General features: G+C 65.5%; 19 protein-coding genes. 6 read left to right on the top strand and 13 right to left on the bottom strand.

Annotated elements, in window-relative coordinates:
- Window positions 1-100: 100 nt before the first annotated feature.
- The gene (locus tag MPLG2_RS04555) at window positions 101-985 is read left to right on the top strand and encodes an alpha/beta hydrolase (protein ID WP_158680874.1); all 885 of its coding nucleotides are present in this window, start codon (window positions 101-103) and stop codon (window positions 983-985) included.
- 1 nt (window position 986) lies between these two features.
- Here MPLG2_RS04555 and MPLG2_RS04550 read toward each other — a convergent pair whose 3' ends face one another.
- Together MPLG2_RS04550 and MPLG2_RS04545 are read right to left on the bottom strand one after the other, a co-directional pair.
- On the bottom strand, window positions 987-1,259 hold the full coding sequence (locus tag MPLG2_RS04550; protein ID WP_105185117.1) for a type II toxin-antitoxin system RelE family toxin: 273 nt from the start codon (window positions 1,257-1,259) through the stop codon (window positions 987-989).
- A 5-nt stretch (window positions 1,260-1,264) separates the two neighbouring features.
- Entirely contained in the window at window positions 1,265-1,540 is a 276-nt protein-coding gene (locus tag MPLG2_RS04545; RefSeq protein WP_173909596.1) for a type II toxin-antitoxin system Phd/YefM family antitoxin, read from the bottom strand.
- A gap of 162 nt (window positions 1,541-1,702) precedes the next feature.
- Between MPLG2_RS04545 and MPLG2_RS04540 the strand changes: the two genes are divergently transcribed.
- Both MPLG2_RS04540 and MPLG2_RS04535 read left to right on the top strand, forming a co-directional pair.
- Window positions 1,703-2,557 (top strand): HAD family hydrolase, encoded by an 855-nt coding sequence (locus MPLG2_RS04540; RefSeq protein WP_197710086.1) that lies wholly within the window; start codon window positions 1,703-1,705, stop codon window positions 2,555-2,557.
- Entirely contained in the window at window positions 2,550-3,143 is a 594-nt protein-coding gene (locus MPLG2_RS04535) for a hypothetical protein (RefSeq protein ID WP_105185116.1), read from the top strand. Before MPLG2_RS04540 ends, MPLG2_RS04535 begins: the two co-directional genes overlap by 8 nt.
- A 52-nt stretch (window positions 3,144-3,195) precedes the next feature.
- Here the strand turns inward: MPLG2_RS04535 and MPLG2_RS04530 are convergent, their stop codons facing one another.
- Window positions 3,196-3,933 (bottom strand): PaeR7I family type II restriction endonuclease, encoded by a 738-nt coding sequence (locus MPLG2_RS04530; RefSeq protein ID WP_105185115.1) that lies wholly within the window; start codon window positions 3,931-3,933, stop codon window positions 3,196-3,198.
- A gap of 44 nt (window positions 3,934-3,977) precedes the next feature.
- Window positions 3,978-5,642: an Eco57I restriction-modification methylase domain-containing protein gene (locus MPLG2_RS04525; RefSeq protein WP_197710085.1), complete on the bottom strand. Its 1,665-nt coding sequence runs from the start codon at window positions 5,640-5,642 to the stop codon at window positions 3,978-3,980.
- Window positions 5,643-5,833: 191 nt separating this feature from the next.
- On the opposite strand from MPLG2_RS04525, the gene MPLG2_RS04520 reads away from it, so the two are divergent.
- Window positions 5,834-6,424, top strand: coding sequence for a type IV toxin-antitoxin system AbiEi family antitoxin domain-containing protein (locus MPLG2_RS04520; RefSeq protein WP_105185113.1), 591 nt, complete (start codon window positions 5,834-5,836; stop codon window positions 6,422-6,424).
- An 89-nt stretch (window positions 6,425-6,513) separates the two neighbouring features.
- Complete coding sequence (locus MPLG2_RS04515) at window positions 6,514-8,097, top strand: IS1182 family transposase (protein WP_105185112.1); 1,584 nt, start codon at window positions 6,514-6,516, stop codon at window positions 8,095-8,097.
- 356 nt (window positions 8,098-8,453) lie between these two features.
- Here MPLG2_RS04515 and MPLG2_RS04510 read toward each other — a convergent pair whose 3' ends face one another.
- From MPLG2_RS04510 to MPLG2_RS04485, 6 genes are all read right to left on the bottom strand, one after another.
- On the bottom strand, window positions 8,454-9,443 hold the full coding sequence (locus tag MPLG2_RS04510; RefSeq protein WP_105185111.1) for an IS5 family transposase: 990 nt from the start codon (window positions 9,441-9,443) through the stop codon (window positions 8,454-8,456).
- Window positions 9,444-9,514: 71 nt separating this feature from the next.
- Window positions 9,515-9,748, bottom strand: coding sequence for a FitA-like ribbon-helix-helix domain-containing protein (locus MPLG2_RS04505; protein WP_105185110.1), 234 nt, complete (start codon window positions 9,746-9,748; stop codon window positions 9,515-9,517).
- 38 nt (window positions 9,749-9,786) lie between these two features.
- Window positions 9,787-10,047, bottom strand: a complete 261-nt coding sequence (locus MPLG2_RS04500) for a Txe/YoeB family addiction module toxin (protein ID WP_105185109.1) — start codon at window positions 10,045-10,047, stop codon at window positions 9,787-9,789.
- Window positions 10,044-10,301, bottom strand: a complete 258-nt coding sequence (locus tag MPLG2_RS04495; RefSeq protein ID WP_269459169.1) for a type II toxin-antitoxin system Phd/YefM family antitoxin — start codon at window positions 10,299-10,301, stop codon at window positions 10,044-10,046. Before MPLG2_RS04495 ends, MPLG2_RS04500 begins: the two co-directional genes overlap by 4 nt.
- Window positions 10,302-11,236: 935 nt before the next feature.
- Window positions 11,237-11,653 carry a type II toxin-antitoxin system VapC family toxin gene (locus tag MPLG2_RS04490; RefSeq protein ID WP_105185107.1) on the bottom strand — a complete coding sequence of 139 codons (417 nt, stop codon included), beginning with the start codon at window positions 11,651-11,653 and terminating at the stop codon, window positions 11,237-11,239.
- Window positions 11,650-11,886 carry a FitA-like ribbon-helix-helix domain-containing protein gene (locus tag MPLG2_RS04485; protein WP_105185106.1) on the bottom strand — a complete coding sequence of 79 codons (237 nt, stop codon included), beginning with the start codon at window positions 11,884-11,886 and terminating at the stop codon, window positions 11,650-11,652. The genes MPLG2_RS04490 and MPLG2_RS04485 overlap by 4 nt, the downstream gene beginning before the upstream one ends.
- Before the next feature lie 172 nt (window positions 11,887-12,058).
- On the opposite strand from MPLG2_RS04485, the gene MPLG2_RS18950 reads away from it, so the two are divergent.
- On the top strand, window positions 12,059-12,298 hold the full coding sequence (locus MPLG2_RS18950; protein ID WP_197710084.1) for an ABC transporter permease subunit: 240 nt from the start codon (window positions 12,059-12,061) through the stop codon (window positions 12,296-12,298).
- Here MPLG2_RS18950 and MPLG2_RS18945 read toward each other — a convergent pair.
- From MPLG2_RS18945 to MPLG2_RS04470, 3 genes are read right to left on the bottom strand one after another with little or no spacing between them, the layout of a single operon-like run.
- Entirely contained in the window at window positions 12,295-12,519 is a 225-nt protein-coding gene (locus MPLG2_RS18945; RefSeq protein ID WP_197710083.1) for a hypothetical protein, read from the bottom strand. The two genes, MPLG2_RS18950 and MPLG2_RS18945, sit on opposite strands and share 4 nt — an antisense overlap.
- Before the next feature lie 10 nt (window positions 12,520-12,529).
- Window positions 12,530-13,462 (bottom strand): DUF6596 domain-containing protein, encoded by a 933-nt coding sequence (locus tag MPLG2_RS04475; protein WP_197710082.1) that lies wholly within the window; start codon window positions 13,460-13,462, stop codon window positions 12,530-12,532.
- On the bottom strand, window positions 13,459-13,830 hold the full coding sequence (locus tag MPLG2_RS04470) for a YciI family protein (RefSeq protein ID WP_105185105.1): 372 nt from the start codon (window positions 13,828-13,830) through the stop codon (window positions 13,459-13,461). Before MPLG2_RS04470 ends, MPLG2_RS04475 begins: the two co-directional genes overlap by 4 nt.
- Window positions 13,831-13,832: the final 2 nt, after the last annotated feature.

Raw genomic sequence — 13,832 nt, 5'->3', positions numbered from 1 at the left:
CGGACCAGCGATTCCCGCGGGCGACTGCCACGATGGTGGCGTGCACCCGACAGAGATGAGTCACGAGGAGTTCCCGCACTCGACGGCAACAGCCCCCGGCATGCGGGTGGTCGAGGCCGCTCGCGGCTCGTTGAACGTCTTCGTCCACCTGAACGTGCCCTACGCGATCAAGAGTGGGCGCACGCTGCATCTTCAGATCATCCAGCCGAGTCGGGACGCGACCTTCGCCGAGCCCTCCGAGGTGTTCAGCGACCGGTTCCCGTGCGTGGTGTTCGTCCAGGGCTCGGCGTGGGGCGAGCAGGCGCTGGGGGCATCGATGGCGTTCTGGTGCCGGTTCGCCGAGCGCGGCTACACGGTCGCGATCGTGGAATACCGGCCGTCCAGCCTGGCAGTGTTCCCTGCGCAGGTGCAGGACGCCAAGACCGCCGTCCGCTGGCTCCGCACCCATGCGGACGAATACTCCATCGACACCGGCCGGATCGTGATGGCCGGAGATTCCTCCGGAGGGCACACCGCCCTCATGGTCCACGCCACGCAGGACCTCGCCCAGTTCGACGACGAGCCGGGCGAGCCCCTCGACCTCAAGGCGTTCATCGATTTCTACGGGCCGACCGACCTCGGCCGGCTGAATGCCGAACCCACGACCATGGACCACTCCGACCCCGACAGTCCGGAGGGTCGCCTGCTCGGCGGGATCTCACCCTCGAGCGCACCTGCGCTGGTTCAGCAGGCCAACCCGTCGAGCCGGGTCGCGGCCGACCGGCCGCTCGCACCACTGCTGATGATCCACGGGTCGAAGGACCGGCTGATCCCCTTCGCGCAGAGCGTCTACCACTATGAAGCGCTCCGAAGCGCCCACCAGCCCGTCGAGCTCATTCAGGTTCGCGACGGGGACCACGGCATCTGGCCGGCCATCTTCAGCCAACCCACCGCCGACATCCTCGATCGGTTCATTCAGGAGCGGACGGCTTCAGCGGGCGCATAGGTCACGAGTGGTACGCGTCCCGGCGATGCACGACCGAGACGATCTCGATGACGAGACGCTGATCGACGATTCGGTAGATCACCCGGTACTCGCCCCGCCGGGCCGCATACAGCGGAGCTAGCGGTTCACGCAGAGGCTTGCCGACTCGCCGTGGGTTCGCGCGCAGAGCGCCCATGATGAACTCGAAGGCGGCCGCCGCGACCTTCTCGGGGAGATCCCGCTCGAGTGCCCGACGGGCCGTCCTCGTGAACACGACCTCATAGGGGCCCGGCACCGCGACTACTTTCCGCGTGCAGCCAGCGCGGCACGAACCTCGTCCGCGGAACTGACCTCTCCGCTCTCCAGATCGTCCAGACCTGCGCGGATCGCCTCGACCTCATCGGGACTGCTCAGGATGTCGAGCGTCTCCAGCAGGGAGTCGTAGTCATCCGCACCGAGCAGGACTGCTACCCGGTCGCCGTTGCGCGTCACCTCGAACCGCTCGTGCGTTGACACGGCCGACTCCACAAGCTTGGATAGGTTGGCCCGGGCCTCAGCCAGTGACAGTGTGGTCATGTACAGAATTCTAGCGCACAGCATCGATCTTGGGTTGTCCACAGCCGGGGGAAGGTTGCCGCAGGCCCACCGGACCAAGTGTGTAGCGGGTGTGTTGGATCGAAGCGGCGATCGTGTGGGTGGGCTCCCCTATGCTGACGATCGGATCTCAGGGAGGTGAATGTGGCGACGAAGCTGATCGTGACGGACTTGGACAACACTCTCTGGGATTGGTTCCACGTCTGGTATGCCTCGTTCTCGGCGATGCTCACAAAGCTCGAAGATCTCACCGGCCTGCCGGCGGAAGACCTGGAGCCCGAGATGCGCATGGTCCACCAAAGGGTCGGCACAACCGAGTACACGTTCGTTCTGGACGAGATGCCCTGCCTGGTGGAGCGGGCGTGGCCACGGCGTCCGAGCGAGGTCTTTGCAGAAGCTCTGGCCGTCCGGGCGCGGGTGCGACGCGCTGAGACGCGCCTCTACGATGGCGTTTTCGACACGCTCAGGCGGCTGAGTAGCGCCGGCGTGAGGGTGGTCGCCTTCACCGAGTCGAACGCGTACTGGACCGAGTGGCGCATTCGCAAGACCGGCCTGGACGGGCTCATTAACGTCCTGTTCTCGGCGCCGGATCAGGGCTTCCCAGAGGGCATGTCCCGAGACGAGCTTCGCACGAACGAACCCAGTTCCTACGGCCTCAAGGACACCGAGCATCGGACGACGCCGCCCGGCTACCTCAAGCCAGACCCGACCATCCTCACGAGCATCCTGGACGATTGCGACATCGCTCCCTCGGACGCCCTCTTCGTAGGCGACTCCTTGATCAAGGACATCGGGATGGCCAACGGCGTTGGCGTCCCTTCCGCTCACGCGGCCTACGGCGTTGCGGTAGCCAAGCCGGAGTACGAGTTGCTGCGTCGCGTGACGCACTGGTCTGATGCCGACGTAGAACGAGAGCGCGTGCTCGGCGCTGCGAATGCTCCCCACCCGACGTACGTGTTGGCGGAGTACTCGGATCTTCTAGGGGTGTGCGGTGTTTGAACGCATCCTCGAACTCTTCCGAGGGCCTGCCCCCGAACCGATCGAGGAACTCACCGCGAACGACTCGCAGTCATCGAGCGAACTCGCTGGGCTCGCGAAGCAGTGGGAAGTCGTCGTGGGCGTGCAGAAGCACTTCAATGATCTGGAGTGGAGAATCCGGAGCCTGGCACTCACTGCGCTTACAGCAATCGTGGGCTTCGCGGTCGGAACCTCGGTGGCCAACAAGTTCATCGCCGTCGGCACGTTCAAGTTCGGCTACTCGGCGTTCCTCGGCCTGCTCGGGGCGGCCATTTGGACCGCCTTCTTCATGAGCGACTACAAGTGGTACCACCCGATGCTCGGCGGCGCCGGGCTGGCGGCCAACGCGCTTGAGACCAAGCTCGGACCTCGACTTGGCCTCGACCCAGGTGAAATGCTCTCTCACCAGATCTACACCGCAAGCAAGAAGTCCGCCTGGAGGAAGGCTCACGAAACCCACTCCAGTCAGAAGCTACGGGTCTTCTACCTCGTCGGCTATCTGATCCTGGCGGCGCTCATCGTGTGGAACCTCCTCGACCTGAATCTCCCGCCACAGGCCACCCCATAGGACCGATAGTGAGGTCTTCAGGACATGCAAGAGCGAGGCGCACCGCGAACTCTCACACTGGAAGCGTGTCGGCTTGAAACGCGTCGTCCGGTAGAGCCTTGATGTAGGCGATCCGAGCGGCGATGGCAGCCTCAAAGTTGGCGAAGGACAAGTCGAAGACTGGCTCGTCGATCGTCTCCTCGCCCTTGGCCGTCGCGACGACCACGGCGGCGTCATACTGCTTCTCGCGAACGAGCCGCTGCATCAGGATGCGATAGCGGTCGAGGTAGCCGGTGTTGTGGAAGATCGGGTCGGTGGCGAACAGCGCACCTGAGTCGCCGAGCGGAGTGGTCGACCCCTTCGCCCTCTCGAGCACCATGATGAAGCCCAGCCAGGGTCGGATATGGCCGAAGAAGCCCTCCTCGTAGGCGCGCCAGACATCGGCGGCGTTGCCGATGGCTTCCTCGGTTCGGTTGTTGAAGTTGTTGCCGAAGCTGCCTACCTGTGACTTCAGCTCGATCGCTGCGACCAGGACGCCGCGGTGGAGCACAACAAGATCCCAGTCCTTGGTGCGGCGGTAGTAGCCGGGAAGGCTGAGCCGGCCGCCGTGGTGGATCTGGAAGACGATCTCAGGGTCGAACCGGAACAGGTTCGCCACGGCGGCGGTGAGTCCGTCCATGTGCTTGCCGCCAGTGACCGACCCCCGGGTGCCGGCATCGATGACACCGGCCTCGATCTGCTTCTGCGTCTGGGCGTTACGCACCTGCCAGAAGAGTTCGATGGGCGTCTTCCAGATGAACTCAGCAGGCATGCTCTGAACCTATCGAAACCGCGCCCGGCCTGAGACCGAACGCGCTACAGGTTGCCTTCAGGAAGGCCGTAGGCTGCCTCGGCCGCCCTGGTGGCCTCGTCCCTGTCATAGGCGCGGAAGGCTTCACGCAGACGGTCGGCCAACTCGGTCGGAATGGTCTCCGGAGCCGGGACACGGATCTTTCGCAGGTACTGCGCCTGGAATCGCAGCGTCCCGCCGCGCATCTTGACGCCGTAGGCCGAGATGAAGGCCTCTGCGATCCGCGAGAGCAGGAGACCACCGAGCACCTCGAGATCCCAACCGGTCGAGGTGATGTAGTACAGGTTGTGGTGCGGGTAGAGACCGCCCGGCTCGTATACCGGAGTGATCTGGGCTTTCATGTCCTGCAGCAGCAGCTTCGGGCGCTCGGCCAGTCCGGGATAGACCTTGTCGATGGTGCGATGCCAATCGTCGGGGTTCTTCCTGGCGACGAATCGGGTCACCACGCTCGGGTGCTCGGCAAGGGCCTTCGCCATTCGGGGGAACGCCTTGACGTCGACCAGCCGGCCCTCGCCGTCCCACGGATTGATGAGCACCTTCCGGGGAGGGGTGAGTCGGCCCGAGCGGATGTCGTCGGCCATCACGATGGGCGTGAGCCGGTCGGGCTCGACGTCGGTCGCGGCCGGGTCTACCAAGTAGGCCTTGTCGGCACCGGTCGCGACACCGATGCCGATCCGAGTATCCCCGCCGGTCTGTTCAAGAACCGGAAAGCGCTCGTTCAGATCCTCCAGAAGACGGATCTCCTCCGGTCCGCCGGCCGGCCAAAGATCGGACCCCTCGAACCAGCTCGGGAGTCGGGCAGCCTTGAACCCGTCCCCCGCCACCTCCTGCTTGTCGGATGCAACGAACGCGACTGCCTTACTCGCCGAGCCGGACCCGAACTCGGCCGTGGCATCGATGACCGACACCTCGCCCTGTGGCCGATTGGCCAACACGGTGATGGCCGGATAGGCGCTGACCTCGGCTTCGAAGGCGTCGACGTCGTGCATCTGCCAGATCGTCTCCACGGCGTAGTGCTCGGTGACGTGCGAGCGGAGCTTGGCGCCGTAGGCATTCCGCATCCAGCGGTCGGCGCAGATGAAGCCGAGCTTGCCGCCCGGCTTCAGCATCGCCAGGCCGCGCTCGAAGAAGCCCACATAGATGTCTCCGCGGCCGGCCATCGTTGACCAGCGGCGCCGGTACTCAGTGGCGATCGCGTCCCCCAGGTCATCAAACCGGATGTAGGGCGGGTTACCGATCACGACGTCGGCCTCCACCTGGACGGCACCCGCGGTCAGCAGGTCGTCTCCATCTGGAAGCAGGAAGTCGCCCTCGATGACCCACGCGTGCGAAAGATGGCTCGCATCCAGCTCGGACGCGCCCGACTTGGTCAGCAGCTGCCGTACCTCCGAGCGAAGCGACTGGACGTTCGCCGACTGGAGTTCCCAAGCACGGATCGAGCCTTCAAGCGATCTCAGCTCACGGTTGTGCTGCCGCGCGCTGGCGACCAGTCGCTCGACCATCGGCAGCAGGAATGCACCCGAACCCGCGGACGGTTCCACGGCCGTGAGCGCGCCGAGGTCGCGGTCGACGGTGTAGCCAGTGAGGTCGAGCAGCGTGTCCACGACCCAGCGCCTGGTGAAGACCTCACCGAAGTTCTGGGGCGCCTCTTGGGGCGTGATCGTGCTCATTGCTCTCACCATAGACGGCCTTTCAGACATTGCTGCGAGTCACCACGCAGCCTCCGTACTGGCAACGGGACCGCACGCCAGGTCGCGGAGGTTCCCTGGAGGGTGGCCGCCAAGCGCCGCTGTAGTTTCTCTCCAGGACTCGACTTTTAACTAAAGTTGAGCTGTAGTTACGACCGGCTAGAATCGAACCCGTGACGAGTACTCGCACCACCCGGCGACGGACGCTCGACGCGCTCGCATTCGAGCAGGCCGGGTACTTCTCAGCGGCCCAGGCCGTCGCCGCCGGTTACTCGTATCAGGCGCAGAAGTACCATGTCGACGCGGGGAACTGGGTGCGAGTCGACCGGGGCATCTTTCGTCTCCGCGGCTGGCCGCTCGGGTCAGAGGACGTCTACGTTCGCTGGACTCTGTGGAGCGGGGGGCGAGGCGTGGTCTCTCACGACTCGGCGCTGGCGGTCCATGGGCTCTCGGACGTCGACCCGGCCAAGCTCCACCTGACGGTCCCGCCAGGCTTCTTCGCCGTCGCCGATCTGATCGTGCTGCATGCCGGCTATGTGTCGGAGAACGACCTCGAGAGTCGTCACGCCTGGGTCGTGACCACCCCGTTGCGCAGCCTGCTCGACGCGGCCGGGTCGACCGCCTCGCAAGAACAACTAGACCGAGCGGTTTCGGACGCACTGCGAATCGGTCTGGTCACGAGACGACGGGTGCTCCAAGCGACCTCGAACGCGACCGACAGAGTTGCGCTCCGGTTGGAACGCGCGCTCGCCCGAAACTCATGAGACCGGCTGTGAGGATCTCTAGGACCCTGCTGAACAATCCGTCTGCGTGGCGCCCGGTCTGGTTGTCGGTCGACTGGAATTGTTGGGTTGTGCGGGGTGGGTCGAGTCCGCAGCGGGACGTGTTGGACGTGGAGTCGTTGGCAGGGCATCTGCTGCCGGTGGGCAGCGTGTTCAGGTTCCTGGCCGAGCACCGTGATCGGTTGTTCCCGGACGCGTTGTTCGCTGATTTGTTCCCGTCGGGGCGGGGTCGGCCCTCGATCCCGGGCGAGGTGATCGCGTCGGTGATCGTGCTGCAATCCCTTCACGGCCTGTCCGACCGGGAGGCGGTCGACGCGCTCACGTTCGACCTGCGGTGGAAGGCGGCGTGTGGCTATCCGGTCGACGCGAAGGCGTTCGACGCGTCGTCGTTGACGGTATGGCGTGCCCGGCTGGCCAGTTCGGAGCGGCCGCAGCGGATCTTCGAGGTGGTCCGCGACGTGATCGCCGCGACGGGTGCGGTGAAGGGACGGCAGCGCCGTGTGTTGGATTCGACGATCCTGGATGATGCGGTGGCCCGACAGGACACCGTCACCCAGCTGATCGCGCAGGTCCGCCGGGTCGGCCGGGAGGTGCCCGGCGCCCATCAGGTGATCGCCGAACGCTGCACCCGGCTGGCCGCGTTGACCGGGCAGGGCTATGACAGCACCGCGAAACCGAGGATCGCCTGGGACGACGCCCAGGCCCGCGACGAGTTGGTGACCGCACTCGTGAACGACGCCCTTGCCCTGCTCGACGGCCTTGATGTCGAGACGATCACTGCCGCCGGCGGCAAGCCGGCCGAGGCGATCGCCCTACTCGCGTTGGTCGCCGGGCAGGATGTCGAACCGGCCGAAGACTCTGACGGCACCGATGGCCGGTGGCGGATCGCCCGGCGGGTCGCCCCGGATCGGGTCATCTCGACGGTGGATCCGCAGGCTAGGCATGCGCACAAGACAGTGGAACGTCGCCAGGACGGGTTCAAGGCCCATGTGGTGATCGAGCCTGATACCGGGCTGGCAACGATGGTTGAGCTGACCAAGGCCGCTGGCCCGGACAACAGCGACGCCACCGTCGGTGCCCGGCTGGTTGTCGCCGACCCGACGATCACCGGCCCGGTCGAGGTGCTGGGTGATTCGGCCTACGCCACCGGCGACATGCTCGCCATGCTCAACGGCAAGGGGTGGACGCCGCTATTGAAGCCGTGGCCGATCAAGCCGGTCGTCGAGGGCGGGTTCACCATCGACGACTTCACCCACGACCCGGCCGCAGGCACCCTGACCTGCCCGGCCGGCGTGACCCGCACCCTCACCAAGGGCCGCCGAGCAGTGTTCAAGCAGGCGTGCGCCACATGCGTTCTGCGGGCCTTGTGCACCACCGCCGCGAAGGGCCGCACCGTGCAGCTCCACGAGCATGATCTGCTGCAACGCCAGCACCGTCAACGGGCCGCCGACGAAGGTTTCCAGGACACCTACCGGCAACACCGGCCCATGGTCGAACGCACCATCGCCTGGCTGACCCGAAGCAACCGGCGACTCCGCTACCGAGGCGTGACCAGGAACAACAACTGGCTCCACAACCGGATCGCGGCGATCAACCTGCGCCGACTCCTCGCCCTCGGCCTCACCCACGGACCGACCGGCTGGGCGATCGCCTGACAGACCCCCCGGGGCACTGAACCCCCAGCCAACAGCGGCCACCACGGACCCCAGACGGGCGGGACGACCCCGCTGTCGCCCTCTCAAATGCTGACTCAAACTCGCCGCTCGACGGGCCATGGCGGCGTCCCGCCCGCCACCAACACACAACGCACCCTCAGAACGGCGCCTTGTTCAGCAGGCTCCTAGGCGGAGGCGTCCGCGAGCCACCACAGATATCTAGGGAACCGCTGATCAACGTGCCATTCGTGGCGTGAGTGACGGTGATCGTGCTCTTGGAGGGGTTGGGTGTGGGCGTTGTCGGCTGATCGATTCGCTGCGGGGGGCCTGTTGGGGCGGTTTCGGGCAGGCTGACGCTATGCCGCCGCCGTGGTGAGAGCGACGGCACGTGCCCGCATCAGCCAGTTCGCCAACGCGAACGCGACGTGGAGACGATGGAGATTCTTCGCCAGGCCGCGGTAGCGGGTCTTGGTGAACCCGAAGTCTCGTTTGACGATCAGGAACGCGTGCTCGACCTTGGCCCGCACCCCGGCCTTGCGGGACTCGATCGCCCGCTCATGAGGATGCATCCTCGCCAACTGGCTCTTGCGGGCTGCAATGTGCCAGGTGACGCCGGCGAGGTGGGGATCGCCGGTGATCTCCTCGCGTTTGTCGACACCCAGGTAACCGGCATCGCCCCACCCGGCAGTGTCATCGGGCCGCATCAGATGGGCAGCCTCGGTGATATCGGACACGTTCGCTGCGGTGGCGGTGACCGAGTGCACATATCCGGTGCCGGCATCGGTACCGATGTGGGCCTTCATCCCGAAGTACCACTGATTGCCCTTGCGGGTCTGGTGCATCTCGGGGTCCCTGGCACCGGTGGCGTTCTTGGTCGATGACGGTGCCGCAATGATCGTGGCGTCCACGATCGTCCCGCCCCGCATGATCCAACCCTCACGCTCAAACAGGTCGTTCTGCGCCGCCAGCAGTCTCTGGCCAAGCTGATGCTTCTCCAACAGGTGACGAAAGTGCAGCAATGTGGTCGCGTCGGGCACCTGCTCCACCGTGAAGTCCACACCCAGGAACCGGCGCATCGCGAACGAGTCGTAGATCGCGTCCTCGACCCCCTCATCGGACAGGTTGAACCAGACCTGCAGCAAATACATGCGCAGCATCATCGCCAGCGGCTTCGCCTTCCGACCCGTCTTACCTGGCCGGTCCAGGTAGTAGTACGGCTCGATCAGATCGATCCACACCTGCCACGGGATCGTGGCCTCCATCTGCTCCAAGAACTGCTCACGTTTGGAAACCCGCCGACGATTGCCGTACTCGACATCGGCGAAAGAAGGCTGCTCGCTGTCCATACCCCAACAATTTCGCGTCCCAACAGCCGAAGCCAGCCACCGAACCGCACACCACAAAGATCAGCGCATCCCTAGAGGTCCACCGGACGCGGAGGGTCAATCCGCGGCTCGGGTGGCAGGTTCACGTCGCCAACCTCGGACATCGCAGCATGTAGCGCTAGCAGGAAGTTCTCCTCCGGGACGTCGACCGCCGCGTCCAGGATCGCGCGAACCTCAGCCTCGACCGTCCGGCCGTGCTCTGCAGCCAGGGTCTGAAGACGGGCATATGTGCGCTCGTCGAGCTGCCTGATCGTCAGGGCTCCCACGATGTCACCTCCTCAGCGCAAGCCTCACAGCAGACGACTCACTCGCCGTAGTGGAAGCGCGCCGCCAGCACGACGATCTGCTCGTCCTCCACCGCGTAGACCAGTCGATGCTCCTGGGTGATCCGACGCGACCAGACGTTGCCGAGCTGGTACTTCAGCGGCTCGGGTTTCCCGGTGCCCTCGAACGGCGTCCGCACGACTTCCTTCAGCAGCACGCGGACCTTCTTGTAGGTCGCCCGATCCCTGTCGGCCCAGTAGTTCAGGTCGTCCCAGCCGGTCGGGGTGAAGGCGAGGTTCACTCGTCGCCTTCTGCGTCCTCAGGCAGCGCCTCGGTGACCAGGTTGCCGTCGTGCCATTCCTGGATCGAGCCCAGCAGGCGGCGGGCATTCGCCGGAGTGGAGAACAGATGCCGCGTGGTCTGCCAGGCCTCGTAGTCGGCCTCGGAGATCAGGACAGCATTGCCGGCCTTGGATGTGATCCGGACCACGTCGTGGTCCTCGTTCACCTGTCCCAGCAACGGGAACAGGTTCTTGCGCGCCTCGCTCGCACTCATCGTCGACATCTCACGCCCCTCTCACCTTCGGTACCAAATATCGTACCACAACGGCACAAGAGACTCACATACCCCCACCCCCTCGCCCGCTACCCCATGGGGGTATCGAGAGACCCAGGGATACTGCTGCCGAAATAGTTGCATGCAATAGCGTGCAATAGCGTTTTCGCTGATGGCCAGGCTGATCGCCAGGGACGTTTCGGTGGAGGGCGGCAATCTCGGGGCTGTTTCCCTGGGTGGCGAGCTCTTCGGAGTGCCGTGCCTCGAGCCGCCGATCCGAGCCTTGGCTCGATGCTTGTCGTCATCGGTGGTGACATCATTCCACCTTGCCAGATGCCAGTTACTACCCATCGAGGTACACTGAGTGAGCGCTGTCACGCCACTCCGATAGGGGTGGGGGTATAGCCAGAAATGGCCAGACATCGGCACCCAGTGCGTCCTTGTTGCACACGGCGTGCAATAGCCGTGCAATATGTCCTAGTCAGCGACACATTCGGGTCACTCATAATCCCTGGGTCGCGTGTTCGAGCTCCGCCCGCCCCACCGTTGGGTCGAGTCCGCCCTCACCGTCATACGGTGGGGTACCGCCCATCGTGTCGCGTGCAATCATCCCGGCGGACACTTCAACGTCGTCCCGGCGGACGCCGGGTTCTCAAGTAGACTCGAGCATGCTGTCGGCGCCAGTTGGCTCGATACGCAAACTCGCCTCGGGTCGACACCAGGGCGTCCCCAACGGACCGGACCCGATGCGGCACGTCGCCCGACAACTTTCCAGGCCACGATGGACGCCGAGGACTGGCTGCACGAAGAGCGCAAGCTGATCGAGGCCAACGAATGGTCACCGAAGCACCGGGCGGAAAAGGCGCGAGCGTTGGCAACCACGCCAGACTTGGAGACCTATGCAAAGTGGCACCGACTCTTGGCGCTCCCTGGGCTCAGCCAAAGGGATTCAGTACCGCCAGGTCGGTGATGGCCTCGTAGTCGTGGACGTTTCGCGTGGCCAGTCGGTGACCACCGGCGAGACAGATGCCGGCGATCTGCGCGTCAGCAAGGCTCATCGGCCGGCCCGCTGCCTCCGCGGCGATCACAACGCGCGCCGTCGCCGTCGCGGCCTCCATGTCGTAGACCAGGATCGCCTCCCGGAACGCGGCGACCTGGCCCTGCCAGCGTTGTTCGAGTTGCCGGCGACGCTTGCCGCTCGGAAGCCGGCCGATCCCCCGCTCGATCTCCTCGACCGTCACAACACAGATGGTGAGGTCCGCGGGACCAAGCGAACCGGCCCACGACAACACGCCGGCGTCGGGCTCATCGCGCATGAACTCCGACACCACGTTGGTGTCGGCGACAATCACGACAGATCCACCGGACGCGGCAGGTCCGTCCTCGGCTCCAGCGTCAGATCGACCCCGCCAACCTCGGACATCGCCGCGTGAAGCGCAAGCAGAAAGTTCTGCTCCGGCAGGTCGACAGTCGCATCAAGGATCGCGCGAACCTCAGCCTCGACCGACCGGCCGTGCTTGGCAGCCCTGCCTCGCAACCGGGCGTGCGTGCGCTCATCGAGCTGCCTGATCGTCAAGGTTGCCATCACGTCCACCCTCTTGATAGCAATGCTAGCACCAACCTTCCACTTGGCCCGATGTGGCCTCGTCGACGCCAAACACCCCACTCCTCCCGAACTACCCATGGGGAGCTGAGCATGTACGACTCCTATGCCGGCATGATCATTCCGCTGCTGGTGGACGCCTCGGGCGTTCATCATGAAGAACTTCTTCGAGTCCATTCCCGTCGCGGTCGAGGAGGCCGCCCGGATCGACCGAGCAGGCACCTTCCGCACCTTCTGGTCGGTGGTGTTGCCGATGGCGAGACCGGCGGTGATGACGATCGTGATCATGTCGTTCCAGGGTTCGTGGAACGAGCTGAATCACTTCATCGTCTCGACCCAGAGCCCGCAGCTCACCACCCTGACCAAGGGTGTGGCCTCGCTGGCGTCCGGTTAGCTGGGCTCGGGCAACCAGTTCCCCCTGCAACTGGCGGCCTCACTGCTGATGACCATCCCGGTCGCGATCGTGTTCTTCGTGTTCCAGCGCAAGATCATGAACGCCAGCACCGGTGCGGTGAAGGAGTAGTCCACACGGCCGTCCGGTGGCTTCAAGGCTGCCGGACGGCCCTGGCCGTGTGATCGCGTGACGATCGCGTCCACCTTCAGCCATGCCGGCATCGGTGGCTGGTCACGCGCGACCGCGCAGGTACGCCGCGGCTGCCGGGTCCGTTTCGAGTTCAGCGGCCTTCAGGAACGCGTCGGACGCCTCCGCCCGGCGTCCGGCACGGGCGAGAAGATCGGCTCTGGTCGCATGAAAAGCCGCGAGCCGCTCCCCCTCGCTCGGCAGTTCGTCCACCAGCGCCAGCCCTGCGGCCGGGCCGTCGGTGCGTCCGACGATCGCTGAGAGCGCCAGCTGCGCTCCCATCGTCGGGGCCACTGTGACCAGGGCACTGGCAAGGGTCCTGAGCGCTGCCCAGTCGACGGGCTCGCCGTACCGGCGGGCCGCATGCACCCCTTGCATCGCTGCTTCCAGCTGAAACCGTCCTGGTGATCCGCCTAGCTCGGCAGCCCGCCTCAGGTACGACTCGCCCTCGGCGATGAGTGCGCCGTCCCACGAAGCGGGATCCTGCTCATCGAGAGGGACGAACGAACCACCACGAGCCGCTGCGCGCGACAAAGACAGAGCGATCAGGGCCGCCAAGGACCATGCTTCCGGCTCGGTCGGCAACAGGTCCGCCATCGTCACCGCCAGATGCAGCGCCTCCCCCGCCATCGAATCGGGCTGGGTGTGCGAGCGTCCGTCGGAGTCCTGCCAGGCGATGGCGTAGCAGCCGTACACCGCCTCGAGCACCGCGCCCAGTCGCGTCGGCATGCTCGCCCGATCTGGAATCGTGAACGGTAGTCGGTTTCTCGCCACGGTGAACAGCCACCCTTCGGGGTTCTTCGGCACGCCGGCCCCGGGCCACGAGACCAGGGCCTGTTCGAATGCCGCGGCCACGGCGTCTTCCGCCTCGGCGATGTCGCCGTTCACCGACGCCAGCAGCGCCACGAGTCGTCCGAACGACACCCGCGCCGCGTGCGATGCGATCAGACGGGGGTCGCCGGGCTCTGCGCCGGTCACGCGGTCCAGACGCCCTCGACGGTGTGGGTGGCGACCGGACGGATCTCGACGGTTCCCCATTGCACCGGGGGTGCCTGCCCGGCCCAGCCCAAAGCGGCGTCCAGATCGGGCACCTCGACGATGAAGACGCCACCCAGTTGCTCTTTGGTGTCGGCGAAGGGCCCGTCCTGAATGCGCAGCACGCCATCGACGACCGACACCGTCGTCGAGCTTTCGGACGGTTGCAGCACCTCTGCCGCCACGAGCACGCCCGCGGCCTGCAGGGTGGCCGCGTAGGCCGCCATCGCGGCCATGGCATCGGCGATCGTCTGCTCGTCGAGGCTGTCGCCCTCGTTCTCGGCGTAGTGCGTCAGCAGCATGTAGCGCATGC

The organism is Micropruina glycogenica (assembly GCF_900289045.1).
GTDB lineage: Bacteria > Actinomycetota > Actinomycetes > Propionibacteriales > Propionibacteriaceae > Micropruina > Micropruina glycogenica.
Note: the sequence above shows the minus strand (reverse complement) of the source record. Positions and strands in the feature narration are given on the sequence as shown.